Origin of the sequence: Clostridium sp. TW13 (genome assembly GCF_024345225.1) — a bacterium.
Lineage (GTDB): Bacteria > Bacillota > Clostridia > Clostridiales > Clostridiaceae > Inconstantimicrobium > Inconstantimicrobium mannanitabidum.
Genome location: NZ_BROD01000001.1, coordinates 2,856,439 through 2,874,829, shown reverse-complemented (window position 1 = coordinate 2,874,829; position 18,391 = coordinate 2,856,439). Strand labels below are relative to the sequence as shown.

Below are 18,391 nucleotides of genomic sequence, written 5' to 3'. Positions count from 1 at the left end.
AAGGAGGGAAAAATGTATTATATTAGAAGCTACTACAAGGATTGCTTGGTAATGTTTTTATTTATGCTAGTAAATCTTATTGCAGCAATAAGCGGAAATGGTTGGGTTATTGGTACTGTAATTTTAGTGTTTACAGTGTTCTTCCTATCCATAATAAATGAATTGAATTTTATTAAAATGCAAATTTATTTTCTAATATCATCAACATTTGTTTTGGATTATTTATGGATATTTACTCAAATAGAAGTTCCACTTAGTCTAAGATTTTATGTTGACATTATAAGTATAATTTTATTTTTTAAAACAATTCGTGGCAATAAAATTAAATCGGATTTTTTAAAAGATCCTGTAATAATAATTTTTATTGTTACAATTTGTATGAGTTTATTAAGAGTTATTTATGAGGATTACACAATTTATAATTTATTTTTAGGATTAAGAACATACTTTAGATGGATAATCTTATACATATGCATTTCTAAGTTAGAAGTGAAATTTGTAAAAGTAAAAAACATAGTAGGATTTATTTATTTATTGCAAGTAATTTTAGTACTATTTCAATCAAAAAGATATGCTGATAGAGATCAAATTTGTGGAACATTTGGTTTATATGGAACACCGTATATATTATGTTTTATTTGTATAATTTTTTATTATGTTATATATAACAAAAGAAATATTTTATCTTATTTTGTGATATTGAGCACTCTATATATAATAATTTTTGGAGAAATTAAAGTAGCATTTATAGTCCTTCCAATTTCTATATTATGTGTTTATATTATAATAAGTAAAAATAAGTTTTATAAAAAAGTTATTATTACAATACTGATAACTATAGTTTTTATAGCGTCTACAAAACTACTAGGAAGAGTATATAGCAATTTTAATGACTTTTTTACAGTAGATAAAGTTATAGAATACTTCAATTACAAGAATCCTGCTTATGATTATGGAAGAGTAGATAACTTTTTGAACATTAACAATGAATTGAATGATACTGTGTATAAATATATAGGAAAAGGCTTAGGGTATTCTGTACCATCAGATTTTACAACATATGATTTAGCACTATGGAAGGGAAGAAACATAAATCAGTTAGAAGGATCAAAATATTATTTAGATAATAGAACGAGAGGGTATGAAATTGTATCTTTAAATGTATTTTTTTTAGATAACGGTATAATTGGCATACTTGTTTTGGTAATAATGTTTAGTATATTCTTTGTTAGGGCAATTCGTGTATACTACAAAACTGAAAATGAAGAATATAGAAGTACTAGTTTAGCATATATATCTTTTCTTATATCATTTTTTGCTTTGTGCATATATACGGATTGTTTATATAATATTCAAACTAGTTTAATATTATGGATCTTCACTGGTTATATAAATAATATTTATAAGCAAGTACAATCGTAGTATTTAAAATATATGTCTATGGTAGTTCCGGTTTTATATTGCTATAGAGTATATTAATTAAATTTTATAAGGAGATTTTTATGGAAAATAATTTGGTTAGTGTGATTATATTGTCATATAAAAATTTACAATACTTAAAAGAAACTATAGATTCTGTCTTGAGTCAAACATATTCAGACATAGAAATAATACTTGGTGATGACGGAACAGAACAATTTGATACTAAATTTTATGAACAGTATATAAATACTAATTGCAAGAACAATGTGAAAAAGGTGATTGCATATAAAAATCCTGTGAATCTGGGTATAGTTAAAAATGCTAACAAAGCAATTAAAATGTCAAGGGGTGAATATATAAAGTTTATTGCTTCAGATGATACATTTTATTCAGATGATGTACTACTTAAAATGATTAATTATCTTAATGAAAATGACGCTTATGTATTAACCTCAAATATATTGTTATGTGATAGTAATATGAAAAAATTAGATGAAGCTGATTTTAAAATAAAAGATTATCAGAACTTATTACCAATAGGTCAAAATCCACATGAGTTTTTCAAATTATTATGTGTTAGGGATATGATAGCAGCGCCCAGTGTAATGTTCAATAAAGATTTATTTGATAAATATGGCTATTTTAACGAAAAGTATAAACTTGTAGAAGATTGGCCAATGTGGCTTAAAATCTCGAGAAGTGGCTGTAAAATTCATTATCTTGATATAATATCAGTAAAATATAGGTCAGAAGTTGGAGTGAGCAGTGCTAGAACCCCTAACCCTATATTTATTAAGGATATTATCAGATGTTATGAAGACGAAATACTACCGCATAAGTCTGAATTAGGATACTGGTTGCATAAGAAAATAAAATGGAAGTATATAAGAACATATCGATTATCACAGTATAATGTTATTAAGAAATTAATAGTTAGGCTTATAAATATAGATGTTATTCTAGCAAATAGAATAAAGAGGTTGATGATTCATGAAAAGAACTGATTATGTAGTTAAGAATATAGCGACAGGCGTTATAATGCAAGTAGTAATAATTTTGTTGGGATTTGTATCAAGAAAAATATTTATTCAATATATAGGAATAGAGTATCTTGGAATAAATGGATTGTTAACAAATATACTATCTATGCTTAGTTTAGTTGATTTAGGGATAGGGAGTGCTATTTATTATAGTCTCTATAAACCATTAGCAGAGAGAAATTATAACCAAGTAAAAGCTATAATGAATTTATATTCTAAGTTGTATAAATTTATTGGAATTTTGGTCGCAGTATTAGGATTGATGCTTTTACCTTTCTTAAAATATATAATGAAAACAGATATTTCTAGTACATATGTTAATACAGTATATATAGTATTTTTAATGGATTCTGTTTTATCATATTTTTTAGCATATAGGAGTAATATTTTATCTGCTGATCAAAAAGGTTATATATTAAATAATATATCTACAGTATTCACTGTTATTACAACATTAGCACAAATAAGTATAGTTTTTTTTACTAGAAATTACATACTATTTTTAGTTGTTAAATTAGTATTAGGAGTAATCAAAAATATCTTTATATATGTCATTACAAATAAGAAATATAGTTATTTAATGGACAAGAATAAACCATTATTAAAGGCAAAGACTAAACGAGAAATAATAAAGAATGCTAAAGCACTTTTTATAGTTAATATTTCAACTTATTTTGTATTTGGGACAGATAATATTTTATTATCGACATTTGTTGGAGTCGCAGCAGTAGGATTATATTCAAATTATTTACTTTTGATAAATACAGTTAATACATTGATAGGACAAATATTTCAAGGGATAAAAGCAAGTTTTGGTAATTTTATGGTGCAGAAAAATCTTAAAGAAGCTAATGAAATATTTGAAATTTTGTATTTTATAAATTTTTGGATATCAACATTTTGTGCTATTTCATTATTCATTCTATTGAATCCATTTATAGAGTTATGGTTAGGAAAAGGAATGTTGTTTAATATTATAACAGTTGCTATATTAGTTTTTAACTTCTATTTTAGGGGAATGACGAATGCTATTGAAGTAGTAAGAAATGCAGCTGGTCTTTATAATCCATATCCTTTCTTTAAGTTTTGGTCATTAACAGAAGGTGTTTTAAATTTAATTTTAGCTATGATATTTTCAGGGTTGTTTAAGATGGGAATGGTGGGAATATTTTTAGCAACATCAGTAAGTACATGTATAACAGCATATGTGTTACCATGGAATGTTTACAAGTATGTATTCAAAATGTCATCAAGAAGGTATTATATTAAACATATAGTTTATATGTTTAGTACTTTAGTAATAGCGTCAATAACATACTTTATCAGTAGTTTAGTTACAACCGATAATCATTTGAGTCTATTTATGGTTAAAATGGTAGCTTGTGTTTTTGTGCCAAATTCGTTGATTGTTCTATTTTTTAGATCAAGTAAAGAATTTAAATATTTAATGAATAAATTTAATGTGAAAAATGCTATGTTGCTTATAAGAAAAAAACATAAGTAAATAGAAAAAGTAATTTTAAATATATATAAGAAATATTCTGATACATTATTAATGATTGAAATATAAAAGTTTGAAGTTGATTTAAAACCTAAAATGAGCAAGTCTAGAGTCTTATATTTACGTCTAATTTAATGGTAGATTCTTATTAGTCATATAAGAGTATGAAATAATAAATATGTCATATATTTTAATTGACATATGGGTGGGAAGGTGGTATTGCTCAAAGTTATAATAATGTATGGATTAAAGTAATTTTATGTATAATATTTCACATAATTAGAAAATGAAGGAGTGTTTTTTATGAAAATAATGCCTAATAGGTTAGACAGGGGATTCTTTCAACATCAAGAAGAATTTGAACATAAGGCTATTGAAGTTCTACGTTCAGGATGGTATGTACTTGGAAAAGAAGTTACTTTGTTTGAGGAGGAATTTGCTAACTACACAGGAGCAAAGCATTGTGTAGGTGTTGGAAATGGTCTTGATGCACTTTGGATTGCATTTAGGGTGCTAGGAATAGGAGCTGGAGATGAAGTTATTGTTCAAGGTAACACTTATATAGCAAGTGTTATGGGAATAACAATTAATGGTGCTACTCCAATATTTGTAGAACCTAATAAATATAACAACATTGATGTAGATAAAATAGAAGAAAAAATTACAGAGAAAACCAAGGCTATTTTAGTTGTACACTTATATGGTCAATGTTCTGAAATGAATAAAGTAATGGAAATTGCCAAAAAGCATAAATTGCGTGTAGTTGAAGATTGTGCTCAAGCTCATGGGGCAATGGATGCAGGAAAACAATGTGGAACATTTGGTGATATTGGTTGCTTTAGTTTTTATCCTTCAAAAAACTTAGGGGCTTTTGGTGATGCAGGAGCTATTACTACTAATGATGATAGTTTAGCTCAAAAAGTTAGAGTGTTTAGAAACTATGGCAGTGAAAAGAGATATCATAATATTGTTGTAGGAACAAATTCAAGACTTGATGAGATGCAAGCAGGGCTTTTAAGGATTAGACTTCAATATCTTGATGAAATTACCAAGGAACGTCATGAAATTTGCAATAAATACTTAAAAGAACTTAAAAATAAAAATATAGAATTACCTGAAGTTTGTGATGGAGTTACAACTGTTTGGCATCAGTTTGTTATAAGAGTGAAAAATAGAGAGTCATTGATTGAATATTTAAATTCTAAAGAAATTGGTACAATTATTCACTATCCAATACCACCACATCTAGCAGATGCTTATAAATATTTAAATGTACCTAAAGGTAGTCTGCCTATAACTGAGAGATATGCGAATGAAGTATTATCATTACCATTATATAACGGAATGACTGATGAAGAATTAGAGTATATCATAAATTCTATCAATTCTTGGAATAAATAATATTTGACAGTATGCTACTTAAAAAATAATTTTAGTATATAAAGTAATTAAATTACGCTTAGTTAGTATAAAAAATCATGAGGTATAAGAAATATTGTTTTGGAGGGAAAAACGTGAATAATTCAATGATATCTAAAAATTCACTAATAGGTAAGAATGTTGTAATAAAAGATGGTAGTATAATAGGAGAAAATGTAATAATTGAAGATGATGTATATATTGATTATGGTTGTATTATAAAAGATAATGTGCATATAAAAAAAGGAACATTTGTTGGAGCAAGATGTATTTTAGGAGAATATCTTGTGGATTTTTTTGATGACATGAAAAACAAAAATCATCCTCTAATAATTGGAGAAAATTCGGTGATTCGTAGTGAAACTATTATTTATGGAGAAAATCAAATTGGAGATAATTTTCAAACAGGGCATAGAGTTACAATTAGAGAAAAATCAAAAATTGGTAATAATGTAAGAATAGGTACTTTATCTGATATTCAAGGATATTGCAAAATTGGAAATTATGTAAATATGCATAGTAACGTTCATATTGGACAAAAAAGCATTATAAAAGATTATGTTTGGATTTTTCCTTATGTAGTATTAACTAATGATCCAACTCCACCATCAGAACAACTTGTTGGAGTGACAATCGAATCATTTGCTGTTATAGCTACTATGAGTGTTATATTACCAGGTGTGCATATATATGAAGATGCTTTAGTTGGGGCAGGAGCAACTGTTAATAAAGATGTATATAAAGAAGTTGTAGTGGCTGGAAATCCAGCTAAACCTATTTGCAAAGTGTCAGATATAAAAAATAAAATATCAGGGGAAAAAGTATATCCATGGAGATATACTTTTGATAGAGGAATGCCATGGAATGAAGTAGGATATGAACAATGGGCAGAAAATAATCCTTATATGTAAATTAATAAGTATTTAGTTTTTTTAAATAATAGTTAAGAATATTTTTATGGAGGGGATTATGATAATGGATAGACATAAGATGATAGAATTCAAACAACATGGTGATGATAGAGGAAAGCTTGTTGTAGTAGAGGGGATGAAGGATGTTCCATTTGATATTAAAAGAATATTTTATATCTATGGTTCTGATAGTAAAGTAGTTAGAGGTCAGCATGCAAATAGAAGAAGTGAATTTGTATTAATTAATGTATGTGGTTCATCTAAAGTAAGAATAAGAGATGGTAATAGAGATGAAGTAGTCGAATTGGACAAACCTCATACAGGAATATATATCCCTAAAATGGTTTGGAAGGATATGTATGACTTTTCAGAAGATAGTATACTTTTAGTTTTAGCAAGTGAATGCTATGATAATTCAGAATATATAAGAAATTTTGATGAATATATAAAGGAAGTAATTGTCGAGTAAATGAAATTACAAATATTACATGATTTTTGTAGCCCAATATAGAAGAAGAGTGATTTATGCTAAGTTTTATGTGCCTATAGCTTAGATACTTTAATCACTTTCATTAAATTTTGTGTCTTGAGTACAGAGAAAGGAATGATAGTTATATTATGAAAGGAATAGTTTTAGCAGGAGGATCAGGAACAAGACTTTATCCAGTAACAAAAGCAATGTCTAAACAAATGGTCCCAATATACGACAAACCTATGATATATTATCCAATGTCAGTTTTAATGCTTGCAGGAATAAAAGATATATTAATAATATCTACACCAAGAGATATTGTTAACTTTAAAGAACTTTTTCAAGATGGAAAGGATTTTGGGTTAAATATTGAATATGCAGTTCAAGAACAACCAAATGGCCTTGCAGAAGCATTTATTATTGGAGAAGAATTTATTGGTAATGATAATGTAGCTATGGTGCTTGGAGACAACATTTTCTATGGTCAAAATTTTTCAGAGCATTTGAGAAAGGCTGCAGCATTAGAAAATGGGGCATATGTATTTGGTTATTATGTTCAAAATCCAAAGGCTTTTGGAGTTGTTGAATTTGATGATGCTGGAAAGGTCGTTTCTTTAGAAGAAAAACCTGAACATCCAAAGTCAAAATATGCAGTACCAGGTCTTTACTTCTATGATAATTCAGTAGTTCAAAAAGCTAAGGCATTGAAACCATCGTCAAGAGGAGAATTGGAGATAACTGATTTGAATAAGGCATATATGGAAGAAGGAACCTTGAAGGTTCAATTATTTGGTAGAGGAATGGCTTGGCTTGATACAGGTACTCATGCATCTATGCTTCAAGCTTCAAATTTTGTAGAAGCAGTTCAAAATACTCAAGGAACATATATTGCATGTCTTGAAGAAATTGCTTACAGACAGGGATGGATAAGCTCTGAAAAGGTTATTCAACTTTCTAAACCATTAATGAAAACTGGATATGGAAAGTATCTAATTGATATAGTAGAAGAAGTTGAAATTAAAAAATCACTGGGAAAAACTCCAGTTATAAAGTAATAGGGGAGAATCAATATGGGAAATTTTAATTTTAATAAAACAAAGATTGATGGATTGTACATAATACAACCTAAAGTTTTTGGGGATAGTAGAGGCTATTTTATAGAAAGTTATAATAAGGAGCACTTTGCTGAAGCTGGGCTTAATATGATTTTTGTTCAAGATAATGAATCAAAATCTAGTAAAGGAGTGCTTAGAGGACTTCATTTTCAAAAGAAGCACAGTCAAGGAAAGCTTGTTAGGGTAACAAAAGGAAAAGTTTTTGATGTAGCAGTTGATTTAAGAACAGGCTCTCCTACGTATGGGCAATGGGAAGGTGTTGTTCTTAGTAATGAGAATAAAAAACAATTTTATGTTCCAGAAGGTTTTGCACATGGATTTTTAGTTTTGTCAGATGAGGCTGTTTTTAATTACAAATGTACAGATTTTTACTCACCAGAATATGATGGTGGAGTAATGTGGAATGATCCAGATATCAATATAGAATGGCCTTTAGACGGAATAGAAAATATACTTTTATCTGACAAAGATAAGATACATCCGGGCTTAAAGGAATTAGACTTAAGTGAATATGAAGATTATATATATAAGAGGAAATAGCATGTATGAAAATAAGTAACTACATTGAAAAGATTTTGAGTTTGCCTAAAACACTCATATTTAATTTTAAGTATTTTCCGCTTAAGACTGCATTAAAGTTACCTATATTAGTTAATTATAATGTATGTTTAAAGGAGATTTCAGGAGAAGTTATATTAGACACTGATATAAGAAGAGGAATTGTTAAGATTGGATTTGGAGATATTGGGATTTTTGATAAAAATAAATCACGATCTATTTGGCAAGTAGCTGGTAAGGTTATATTTAAAGGAAAAAGCAATATTGGACATGGATCAAGGATAAGTGTAAATAAAGATGGAGAGTTAATATTAGGAAGTAATTTTCAAATAAGTGCTGAAAGCTCTATAATATGCAATAAAAGTATAACATTCGGAGATAATTGTTTGATGTCATGGGATTGCTTAATAATGGATACAGATTTTCATAAAATTTTTAATATTAATAATCAAAGATTGAATAATGATAAACCCATAATTATAGGATCTAATGTTTGGATAGGATGTAGAAATACAATTCTTAAAGGTGCAGTTATTGGTGATAATGTAATTGTTGCAGCCAATAGCAGCATATGTGGTTATATGAAGGGAGAAAATCAAATAATTGGTGGAAGTCCAATGAGAGTTTTAAAAAGTGATGTATATTGGGAGATGTAGATATATGAAAATATTGATTACAGGATCAAAGGGACAATTGGGTAATGAACTTCAAGATATAATAAATAGTGGAAGAGCTGAAATTGGTGCAGTTTCAGAAGTAATAAAAAAATCTGAGGTTGTACCATTAGATGTAGATAAACTTGATATAACAAATTTAGTTCAAGTTAATGAAATATTAAATGATTTAAGACCAGATGTAGTAATAAATTGTGCAGCAGCAACAAATGTTGATGGTTGTGAAAGCAATGAGGATTTTGCATTTAAAGTAAACTCAATTGGACCTAGAAATTTAGCTATAGTTTGCGAAAAAATAGGTGCAAAACTAGTTCAAGTTTCAACTGATTATGTATTTAGTGGAGTGGGAAATAAACCATTAACTGAGTATGATTTAACAGCTCCATATAGCGTTTATGGAAAAACAAAACTTTTAGGGGAAAAATATGTAAGTGAATTTTCTTCAAAATATTTTATAGTAAGAACTGCTTGGCTTTATGGATATGTAGGACATAATTTTGTTTACACAATGATGAAGCTTGGAAAAGATAAAGATATGCTTAAGGTTGTTAATGATCAAAGAGGAAATCCAACTCATGCAAATGACTTAGCTTATCATATTTTAAAACTTATTGAGACTGAAGAATATGGAGTATACCACTGTACTGGCAAGGGAGAATGTACTTGGTATGATTTTGCTAAAATGATAATTGAATTATCAGGAGAAAAATGTGAAGTTAACCCATGTACATCAGAAGAATATAAAACTCCTGCAAAGAGACCAGAGTATTCATCACTTGATAATATGATGTTAAGAAGTACTGTTGGTGATGAAATGAGAGATTGGAAAGATGCAATAAAAGCATTTATGAGCAAACAAAAGTAAAATAGTGCAAACTTCAAACTATAAACTAAGTTTGTAAGAATAAAAGAGAATATTTTAAGTGGAAAAGGAGATTAGTAATGAAGACATATTTGGTTACAGGTGGAGCAGGATTTATAGGATCGAATTTTGTTTTATACATGTTGAATAAATACGAGGATATTAAAATAATCAATTTAGATAAGTTAACTTATGCAGGAAATTTGGAAAATCTTAAATCTATAGAAAATGATGCAAGACATACATTTGTTCAAGGAGATATTTGTGATAAAGAATTAGTTTCAAGTCTTTTTGAAGCTAATGATATAAATTATGTTGTTCATTTTGCTGCAGAATCACATGTTGATAGAAGTATAATAGAACCAGAAATATTTGCTAAGACCAATGTACTAGGAACAGTTAACATGCTTAATTGTGCAAAAAATGCTTGGGAAACAGCAGATGGATTTAAAGAAGGTGTTAAATTCCTTCATGTATCAACAGATGAAGTATACGGATCATTAGGGGCAGAAGGTTTCTTCATGGAAACAACACCATTAGATCCTCATAGTCCATATTCATCAAGTAAGGCTGGCTCAGATTTAATGGTTAAGGCCTATCATGATACTTACAACATGCCAGTTAACATAACAAGATGTTCAAATAATTATGGTCCATTCCAATTCCCAGAAAAGTTAATACCATTATTAATTAATAATTGCTTACAGCACAATGAACTACCAGTATATGGAGATGGAATGAACATAAGAGATTGGTTATTTGTAGAAGATCATGCTAAAGCAATTGATATGGTTATTAATGAAGGCAGATTTGGTGAAGTGTATAATGTTGGTGGACATAATGAAAGAACTAACATACAAATAGTAAAAACAGTTATATCTTACATTAATGAAAATGTAGATAAGGAGGTAACTGAAAGCTTAATCAAATACGTTGAAGATAGAAAAGGCCACGATAGAAGATATGGAATAGCTCCAGATAAGATAAAAGAAGAATTAGGATGGTATCCAGAAACTACTTTTGAAGTTGGAATAAAGAAAACTATTAAATGGTACCTAGATAATAAAGAATGGATGAAAAATGTAACTTCCGGCAATTACCAAAAGTATTACGAAAAAATGTACACCGATAAATAAAGTGCGTAGCACAACCAAATTCATTTCACCGATAAATAAAGTGCGTAGCACAACCAAATTCATTTTACCGATGAAAAAAGTACGCAGTACTATTAAAATAATTTATATTAGAAGAATAAATATATAAGTACAAACACTGTACGAAAGAAAATATTTTCGTACAGTGATTTTTATAATTTCTTTTTAGTTATTTTAAGTTTTTAGAAAAAGAGTGAAAAGAAAAGCATTAAAGGATGTCTACCATTAAAAACGGAAAAAATCGTTACAAAATAGTTTTATTTTGATGAAATATAATAAAGATGCTTTTAATTTTATACATTTATAGTGTATAATACTATAGTAGAAAAAACTATATATGGAAGTTTTTTTGAAGATGATTTATATTAAGTTAATTATCATAGATACTATTTAAGGGTATAATAGGGGGAGATAATTTCATGAATAAGAAAATAGGAGTTGTTATAATAACGTTTCTATTTATAAGTTTAGTAATAGTTTCAGTATTTGGAATAAAAAAGAGTAATGAATTACAAAATAAAGATAAACAAGAATATGCTGAATGGTTACAAAAAAATATTATAGATCAAAAGAAATCAGAACTAGGACAAGCGCAAAAAGAAGTCAAAGAAGCAGAAAAAGAAGTGAAGGAAACAGCAGCTACTGAGGAAAATCTTGATTTTAACCAAAAGCTTCAAAAGGGAAAATCAATTAACATACTTGTACTAGGAGATGGACTCGCTTTAAGTCAAGGAAAAGATACAACAGATGGTTCTTGGGATAAGAACTTGGTTAACTTGATTAAGAACACGTATAAAAGTGATTCTCAATTGAAGAATTTAGGAGAACAGGGCTGCACTATAATTCGTGGAAATGAAATTTTAGCAAGTAATGACATACATAGTTTTGATTTGATTTTAACTTGTTTTGGTCAAAGTGACCGAAATAAGGGAGTTACTTTACAAGATTTTAAGCAAGGATATACTGACTTAATTAAAAATATAAAAAGTAAAAATAGTAAAGCAGTTATAATACCAATATTACCAAATACACTTAATCTTGAAAGTGATTATAGAAATCAAATATTAAGTGTAGTAAAGGAAAACACATTGATAGCAGCAGATGTAAAAACAGCATTTTTAAATACTGGTAATCAAAGTGAGTTAACTGTGGGAGTATTACCTAATGATAATGGATACAAGATTTATACACAAGTTATTAGTGAGGTAATAAAGCAATATACAAAAACAAATTAGAAATAAACCAATATCAGTCATTTTTGGAGGTAAAGCATGCAACAAGAAAATATAAATTTAGAAAATATTATTGATATAATAAAAAAGAGATGGAAATTAATTATATCAATTGTTTTAGCATTTACATTAGTAGCTACAGTGGCAACTTTCTTTTTTATTAAGCCAAAATACGAAGCTAAAACTAAGCTATTTGTAGGAAAAGAAGAGAATACTAAAAATAATAGCTACAATGCTAGTGATATACAGATGTATCAACAATTATTAAAGACTTATACAGATGTAATAGAAACAAGTGATTTAGTAACAAGAGCAATAGAAACTAAAAAACTTAACGTAGATGCTGGAAGTGTATTAAGTAAATTATCAGTTAATCCAATTGCTAATACTCAAATATTAGAGATAAGCTATACAGGTACTGATAAAAATCAGGCTAAGGACATTGTAGGAGCCATAACTGATGAGTTTGTTAAGACTTCAAAAGATTTAATTTCTAATGCTAATGTTAAGGTGGTAGAAACTGTAAGGCTTCCAGAAGGCCCTTCTAGTCCTAATAAAAAGCTCAATATATCTATTGGCCTATTATTAGGGCTTATAGTGGGAATTGGATTGGCATTTTTCCTTGAAGTTACTGATACAACCTTTAAATCAAAAGAAGAGTTGGAAACAATATTGGGAATACCTGTTATTGGAGAAATACCGAATACAGAGAAAGTTAAGTAAGGAGAAAAAAGTATGTTTATAGTAGAAACAAAGCCAAAGTCAATACCCGCAGAATCTTATAGAACGTTAAGAACTAATATACAATATTCTTTATTTGATAAAGAGATAAGAACAATTCTTGTAACCAGTTCTGAACCTGGAGAAGGGAAATCAACTACTTCTGGAAATTTAGCCTTATCCTTTGGACAAGCTGGTAAAAGTGTTATTTTAATTGATTGTGACTTAAGAAAACCTTCAATACATAAAAAGTTTAAGATATCTAACGCATTAGGACTTTCTGATGTACTAATAGGCAAGATGAAGGTTGAAGAAGCTGTAAATAAGTATGGGAACAGATTAGACATATTAACAGCAGGAAAGATTCCACCAAATCCGTCAGAAATGCTAGGGTCAAAAGCCATGGAAAAATTATTAGAAGAAATAAAAGATCATTATGATATTGTGATTTTGGATACAAGTCCTGTATTAGCAGTTACAGATGCACAAGTTCTATCGAGAAAGGCAGATGGAACAATCTTGGTTGTTAGAGCAGAAGCTACAAAAAAGGATGCAGTACTGAGAGCTAAGGGATTATTGGATATGGTAGGAGCAAAAATTCTAGGAACTGTTATAAATGGAGTGGAAAGATCAAGAAAACATTATTATTACTATAGTAATGAAAAATAGGAGGTAGGTAAATGATAGATACTCATTCACATGTACTTCCAGGAATAGATGATGGAGCAAAAAGTGTTGATATAACTTTAGAAATGTTAAAACACGCAGAGCAAGATGGTGTGAAAAAGATAGTGGCTACACCACACTATTGCTTAGAGTATGCAGAAGCCCCTTATCAACAAGTAAAAGATTTAACAGTTCAAATAAATAATCTTTGTAAGCAAGAAGGAATAAATATTGAGATATATCATGGGCAAGAAGTATTTTTTTCAGAAGATATTATTGAGGATTATAAATCTGGTATTATAGGCACAATAAACGATTCAAAATATATGCTTATAGAATTCCCAGTAACTAAATTTCCAAAAGAGACCTTTGAGTTACTATATGAGTTGCAACTTAAGGGAATAGTTCCTATAATTGCACATCCTGAAAGATATAATACATTTATAGAAAAACCTTCAGAAATTAATAAATTTATAGATGAAGGATATCTGTTTCAATTAGATTCAGGCAGTATTGAAGGTGTTTTTGGATCTAAAGTTAAGAAAACAGCAGAAATATTCACTAATCATAACATATATAATTTCATTGGATCTGATGCACATAATACAAGAAGCAGATGTATGGGACTTAGTGGAGCAATGAAAATAATAGAGAAAAAAACTAAAACTAATAAAGAAAGCTTTATTGAAAGTGCTGATAAAATGTTAAAAAATAAAGATGTGATTTTTGATGGTATGAAAATAAGTGATAAAAAAGGTATATTTTCATTTTTTAAATAGAGTGTATTTATTAAGGGTGAGGGGATAGAATGGAAAGCTTAAGTGAGAAAGAGTGTGTGGATACTGATACCAAAGACAACATCTTTTACAGTGCAATCAAAAGAATAATGGATATAGTTTTATCATCTTTAGGAATTATAGTTTTAAGTCCACTTCTTTTAATTGTAGCTATTGCTATAAAACTTGAATCCAGAGGACCTATAGTATTTGTCCAAGAAAGAGTTGGAATGAAAGGCAAAAGGTTTAAGATGTACAAGTTTAGATCTATGGTACCTGATGCAGAAGAAATGAAAAAGAATTTAGAAAAATGCAATGAGATGAGTGGACCTATGTTTAAGATGAAAGAGGATCCAAGAGTTACTAGGATAGGAAGATTTATAAGAAAAACTAGTATTGATGAATTGCCTCAATTTTTAAATGTGATTAAAGGTGAAATGAGCATAGTTGGGCCAAGACCTTCTTTACCTAAAGAAGTAGATCAGTTTGAACCTTGGATGTTAGAAAGGCTTGAAGTCAAACCTGGAATTACATGTATTTGGCAGGTTTCAGGCAGAAATGATGTTTCATTTAAAAAGTGGATGGAAATGGATATAAATTATGTTCATAGAAAGAGTATTGCCTTAGATATAAAATTAATTTTAAAAACCTTTTTGTTACTTTTTGGAGATAAGCATGCAAGATAGCTTTTTTGTAAATGCTGCATGTTTATCTACATAAGTTAGATAACTAAATTGATGTTTATATATATATAAATTAAGTACTAAATTAAAGGCTAAAAAACCTCTCTATAATTCGTAATAGAATTGTAGAGAGGTTTTTTATAATTCCATCTACTCGGTTTATTGTAAAGTATGATTTATACGACTAGCCTCATCCATATATTGACACATGAAATTTATTTACATATAATGGAATTAAAATGGTGTGGGGGAAATTTGATGTTTATAATAGAAAGGAAACCAAAATCAATATCAGCAGAATCTTTTAGAGAGTTAAGAACCAATATTCAGTATTCTTCATATGATAAAGAGATGCGAACAATTCTTGTAACAAGTTCTGAGCCAGGGGAGGGAAAATCAACAATATCAGGAAATTTAGCTTTAAGTTTTGCACAGGCAGATAAAAAAGTTATTTTAATTGATTGTGATTTGAGAAAACCTTCACTACATCAAAAATTTCATATATCTAATCTGGCAGGTCTTTCAGATGTTTTAGTAGGACAAGCAAATCTAGAAGAAACTATAGTTGAGTATGCAGATAATCTACATATATTAACTTCTGGTAAAATTCCTCCTAATCCTGCAGAAATGTTGGACTCCAAATTGATGGAAATATTATTAAATGAAATAAAAGAGCATTATGATATTGTCATTCTGGATTCAAGTCCTTTATTAGCAGTTACTGATGCCCAAGTTTTATCAAGAAAAGTAGATGGAACAATAGTAGTTGTTAAGGCAGAACATACAAAAAGACAATCAGTACTTAGAGCCAAGAGTTTATTGGATATGGTAGGAGCAACAATTATAGGTACTGTTATAAATTGTGTGGACAAATCAAGAAAAAATTATTACTATTATGGTACTGAAAAAGAGAAGAAAAATAAAGAAGAGGTATTTGTTTAATGAAATAAACACACCCTGCAATTCAGAAATAGAATTGCAGGGTGTCTTATTTGAGGGATCTAATTTACTTTATGATTTAATGAGATTCTATTTATTAGTTAAACTTTTTCTTTTTTTATTTTCAGCTATTACTAGGAAAGTTCCTGATGCAATGCTGAACAAGCCAAATCCTACAACTAATACCCAATTTATTGGAGAACCTGTTTTAGGTAAGCTTGCAAGTGTAGTAGATTGTGTGGCTGCTACAGGTGTTACTGCTGATGTTGTTGTGGCAGTTGAAGGGTTAGTTGTATTTGTACTAGGTTTTCCAGAGTTGCTTGGAGTAGGTGTTGGAGTTGGATTCGGAACTGGTGCAGGAACAGTGCCTATTATAAAACCTTTGAATGCAGATATCATATCAGCTGTAATTCTTCCAGTGAAATCTACAAGTACACAGTTTAGAGCCTTATTGTAGATTACATCTATTCCTTGCTTGTAAAGTGCATCTATATTTACTTTTGAAGCGTCACCGTTTAATAAATCAGATTTAGCAAAGGTATAGGCTTTTTTATTTACTGTTAATGTTAGAGAAGCTGGATCATAAGTTCCTTTATAATAAGTTGCTATCAATGTTGGATCTATATACGCCTTATTGTTTGCTATAGTAACATCATAACCAGCTTGTAATGTACCAGCAATCGCAAGTCCAGTTTTTTCACTTGCTTTTAATGTTAATGGAGTGCTGTTAGCAGGAGTATCTTTATCTATTGTTAAAGTATCTATCTTAACAGGTGTATTATAAAGTTTATTCTTTGCATTTTTTGCACTTGTATCAATAGTGTTATATTTATATGCATCAATAGTAAGTTTTCCGTTTACTACAGAAACAACTTCGTAGGAAGGACTGTCTTGGCAATCTATAAAGTTTGCATCCCAAACCTTGTTATTTAAATCTGTATAATATTTGTTTCCACTTCTTCCTGTTACATAATAAACAGTTCCTTTTGAATAGTCTGTGTAATAATTATTTCCGTTTATTGCATAAGATCTAGACACCCCATGATCATGACCATTGAATACTATATCAACGTGATGCTTTTCAATTACTGGTGTAAGTATATCTTTTACAGCAGGATTGTTTCTTGTCTTTTTATTATAGTATGGAGTTTTATGGAACATAACTACTGTCCATTTTTGCTTATTATTTGTTAAGTCTTTATCTAGCCAGTTTGCTTGTTGTTGTAAGAAGGAATCATCATCAGTAGCTTCTTCATCCTCTTGGCTATCTAATACTACAAAGTGAACATTTCCATAGTTATAAGAGTAAGTTTGACCAATATGTCCATAAGGGCCGTTTTGAGGTACATTAAATTGACCTACAAATGACTTTGGAGAAGAAGTGTCATAATTGTTGTCTTGGTATGTTTCATGATTTCCTTGTACAGGCATTTCAGGAATATTATCAATTACTCCTTGTGTTGCTGAAAACCAGTTATTCCAATGTTGATAGTTCTCACCTATTTCAACTAAGTCACCCATATTTATAACAAAATTCGCATCCTTGTTAGTGTTGTAAGCTTCTGTTATTGTATTGTGCCAAGGAGTATATTCAGGTGTATCAGCAATTCCACTTTGTGAATCTCCAAAAACAATAAACTTAGCAGAGGCATTATTGGCTTTTTCAGTACTAAAAGTATTTATTTTGCTAGTATTAGTTTTTCCTTGTGCATCTGTTCCTAGGATTTGATATTCATATTTAGTTCCAGGAGCAAGACCTGTAATTGTAGTAGTATAAATATTTTCTGAACCTGTAGTTATGTTTGAGGCACCTGTAGATGCAGTTAATTTTTTAGGTGATATATTATCAATTGTGGTCCAAGTATTTGAACCAGCTTTTCTATACTGTAAGCTGCTTTTAGTATTACTAGATATTGATCTCCAAGTAATTGTTTGAGTTGTTTTTGCATCTCCTGTCCAGCTAAGGGCAATATGATCTGGAGTTGAGGTAGCATTCAAATTTGCATCAATTGAAGTTCCATTGTAGGATACTTCAGCAGCTTTTGTATTATAAGTTGGTGTTGTCATAAGTGTTCCAGCCAAAGCTAGAGAAACACATATAGATAAAAATTTATTTTTCATAATTCTCCTCCTAATTTATAGATTAATTTTATGGTAATGCTTTAATGTTAAGCAATGTGGAATATTATGTTAACAAAAGTTAACTATAGTGAAATATAATTTACATTCAAAATAATGTTGTAAGTT

General features: G+C 29.1%; 18 protein-coding genes. 17 read left to right on the top strand and 1 reads right to left on the bottom strand.

What is annotated here, in order from left to right; translation table 11 throughout:
* Window positions 1–12: 12 nt before the first annotated feature.
* The 17 genes from OCU47_RS13670 (at window position 13) to OCU47_RS13590 (ending at window position 16,147) form a co-directional block, all read left to right on the top strand.
* Window positions 13–1,422 carry a hypothetical protein gene (locus tag OCU47_RS13670; protein WP_261829161.1) on the top strand — a complete coding sequence of 470 codons (1,410 nt, stop codon included), beginning with the start codon at window positions 13–15 and terminating at the stop codon, window positions 1,420–1,422.
* An 80-nt stretch (window positions 1,423–1,502) separates the two neighbouring features.
* Entirely contained in the window at window positions 1,503–2,426 is a 924-nt protein-coding gene (locus OCU47_RS13665) for a glycosyltransferase (protein ID WP_261829160.1), read from the top strand.
* The gene (locus OCU47_RS13660; RefSeq protein ID WP_261829159.1) at window positions 2,413–3,966 is read left to right on the top strand and encodes a lipopolysaccharide biosynthesis protein; all 1,554 of its coding nucleotides are present in this window, start codon (window positions 2,413–2,415) and stop codon (window positions 3,964–3,966) included. The genes OCU47_RS13665 and OCU47_RS13660 overlap by 14 nt, the downstream gene beginning before the upstream one ends.
* Before the next feature lie 300 nt (window positions 3,967–4,266).
* Entirely contained in the window at window positions 4,267–5,364 is a 1,098-nt protein-coding gene (locus OCU47_RS13655) for a DegT/DnrJ/EryC1/StrS family aminotransferase (protein WP_261829158.1), read from the top strand.
* Between the two features lie 113 nt (window positions 5,365–5,477).
* On the top strand, window positions 5,478–6,293 hold the full coding sequence (locus OCU47_RS13650) for an N-acetyltransferase (protein ID WP_261829157.1): 816 nt from the start codon (window positions 5,478–5,480) through the stop codon (window positions 6,291–6,293).
* Window positions 6,294–6,351: 58 nt separating this feature from the next.
* Entirely contained in the window at window positions 6,352–6,762 is a 411-nt protein-coding gene (locus OCU47_RS13645) for a sugar 3,4-ketoisomerase (protein ID WP_261829156.1), read from the top strand.
* A 149-nt stretch (window positions 6,763–6,911) separates the two neighbouring features.
* Window positions 6,912–7,820: a glucose-1-phosphate thymidylyltransferase RfbA gene (gene rfbA / locus OCU47_RS13640; RefSeq protein ID WP_261829155.1), complete on the top strand. Its 909-nt coding sequence runs from the start codon at window positions 6,912–6,914 to the stop codon at window positions 7,818–7,820.
* Between the two features lie 15 nt (window positions 7,821–7,835).
* A complete protein-coding gene (gene rfbC / locus OCU47_RS13635) occupies window positions 7,836–8,420 on the top strand; it encodes a dTDP-4-dehydrorhamnose 3,5-epimerase (RefSeq protein ID WP_261829154.1) in 585 nt (194 codons plus the stop codon).
* Window positions 8,421–8,425: 5 nt separating this feature from the next.
* Window positions 8,426–9,094, top strand: coding sequence for an acyltransferase (locus OCU47_RS13630; RefSeq protein WP_261829153.1), 669 nt, complete (start codon window positions 8,426–8,428; stop codon window positions 9,092–9,094).
* A gap of 4 nt (window positions 9,095–9,098) precedes the next feature.
* Complete coding sequence (gene rfbD, locus OCU47_RS13625; protein ID WP_261829152.1) at window positions 9,099–9,977, top strand: dTDP-4-dehydrorhamnose reductase; 879 nt, start codon at window positions 9,099–9,101, stop codon at window positions 9,975–9,977.
* 77 nt (window positions 9,978–10,054) lie between these two features.
* Window positions 10,055–11,110, top strand: coding sequence for a dTDP-glucose 4,6-dehydratase (gene rfbB / locus OCU47_RS13620; RefSeq protein ID WP_261829151.1), 1,056 nt, complete (start codon window positions 10,055–10,057; stop codon window positions 11,108–11,110).
* 437 nt (window positions 11,111–11,547) lie between these two features.
* Window positions 11,548–12,363, top strand: a complete 816-nt coding sequence (locus tag OCU47_RS13615) for an SGNH/GDSL hydrolase family protein (RefSeq protein ID WP_261829150.1) — start codon at window positions 11,548–11,550, stop codon at window positions 12,361–12,363.
* Window positions 12,364–12,399: 36 nt separating this feature from the next.
* Window positions 12,400–13,083: a YveK family protein gene (locus OCU47_RS13610; RefSeq protein WP_261829149.1), complete on the top strand. Its 684-nt coding sequence runs from the start codon at window positions 12,400–12,402 to the stop codon at window positions 13,081–13,083.
* 12 nt (window positions 13,084–13,095) lie between these two features.
* On the top strand, window positions 13,096–13,749 hold the full coding sequence (locus tag OCU47_RS13605) for a CpsD/CapB family tyrosine-protein kinase (protein ID WP_261829148.1): 654 nt from the start codon (window positions 13,096–13,098) through the stop codon (window positions 13,747–13,749).
* 11 nt (window positions 13,750–13,760) lie between these two features.
* Window positions 13,761–14,525, top strand: a complete 765-nt coding sequence (locus tag OCU47_RS13600; protein ID WP_261829147.1) for a tyrosine-protein phosphatase — start codon at window positions 13,761–13,763, stop codon at window positions 14,523–14,525.
* A gap of 29 nt (window positions 14,526–14,554) precedes the next feature.
* Complete coding sequence (locus OCU47_RS13595; RefSeq protein ID WP_261829146.1) at window positions 14,555–15,208, top strand: sugar transferase; 654 nt, start codon at window positions 14,555–14,557, stop codon at window positions 15,206–15,208.
* 255 nt (window positions 15,209–15,463) lie between these two features.
* Window positions 15,464–16,147, top strand: a complete 684-nt coding sequence (locus OCU47_RS13590; RefSeq protein WP_261829145.1) for a CpsD/CapB family tyrosine-protein kinase — start codon at window positions 15,464–15,466, stop codon at window positions 16,145–16,147.
* 87 nt (window positions 16,148–16,234) lie between these two features.
* Here the strand turns inward: OCU47_RS13590 and OCU47_RS13585 are convergent, their stop codons facing one another.
* The gene (locus OCU47_RS13585) at window positions 16,235–18,265 is read right to left on the bottom strand and encodes a purple acid phosphatase family protein (RefSeq protein ID WP_261829144.1); all 2,031 of its coding nucleotides are present in this window, start codon (window positions 18,263–18,265) and stop codon (window positions 16,235–16,237) included.
* Window positions 18,266–18,391 lie beyond the last annotated feature (126 nt).

Coding starts and splice junctions, on each gene's coding strand:
- OCU47_RS13670 (WP_261829161.1), top strand. CDS start 13: ATGTATTATATTAGAAGCTACTACAAGGATTGCTTGGTAATGTTTTTA.
- OCU47_RS13665 (WP_261829160.1), top strand. CDS start 1,503: ATGGAAAATAATTTGGTTAGTGTGATTATATTGTCATATAAAAATTTA.
- OCU47_RS13660 (WP_261829159.1), top strand. CDS start 2,413: ATGAAAAGAACTGATTATGTAGTTAAGAATATAGCGACAGGCGTTATA.
- OCU47_RS13655 (WP_261829158.1), top strand. CDS start 4,267: ATGAAAATAATGCCTAATAGGTTAGACAGGGGATTCTTTCAACATCAA.
- OCU47_RS13645 (WP_261829156.1), top strand. CDS start 6,352: ATGATAATGGATAGACATAAGATGATAGAATTCAAACAACATGGTGAT.
- rfbA (WP_261829155.1), top strand. CDS start 6,912: ATGAAAGGAATAGTTTTAGCAGGAGGATCAGGAACAAGACTTTATCCA.
- rfbC (WP_261829154.1), top strand. CDS start 7,836: ATGGGAAATTTTAATTTTAATAAAACAAAGATTGATGGATTGTACATA.
- OCU47_RS13630 (WP_261829153.1), top strand. CDS start 8,426: ATGAAAATAAGTAACTACATTGAAAAGATTTTGAGTTTGCCTAAAACA.
- rfbD (WP_261829152.1), top strand. CDS start 9,099: ATGAAAATATTGATTACAGGATCAAAGGGACAATTGGGTAATGAACTT.
- rfbB (WP_261829151.1), top strand. CDS start 10,055: ATGAAGACATATTTGGTTACAGGTGGAGCAGGATTTATAGGATCGAAT.
- OCU47_RS13615 (WP_261829150.1), top strand. CDS start 11,548: ATGAATAAGAAAATAGGAGTTGTTATAATAACGTTTCTATTTATAAGT.
- OCU47_RS13610 (WP_261829149.1), top strand. CDS start 12,400: ATGCAACAAGAAAATATAAATTTAGAAAATATTATTGATATAATAAAA.
- OCU47_RS13605 (WP_261829148.1), top strand. CDS start 13,096: ATGTTTATAGTAGAAACAAAGCCAAAGTCAATACCCGCAGAATCTTAT.
- OCU47_RS13600 (WP_261829147.1), top strand. CDS start 13,761: ATGATAGATACTCATTCACATGTACTTCCAGGAATAGATGATGGAGCA.
- OCU47_RS13595 (WP_261829146.1), top strand. CDS start 14,555: ATGGAAAGCTTAAGTGAGAAAGAGTGTGTGGATACTGATACCAAAGAC.
- OCU47_RS13590 (WP_261829145.1), top strand. CDS start 15,464: ATGTTTATAATAGAAAGGAAACCAAAATCAATATCAGCAGAATCTTTT.
- OCU47_RS13585 (WP_261829144.1), bottom strand. CDS start 18,265: ATGAAAAATAAATTTTTATCTATATGTGTTTCTCTAGCTTTGGCTGGA.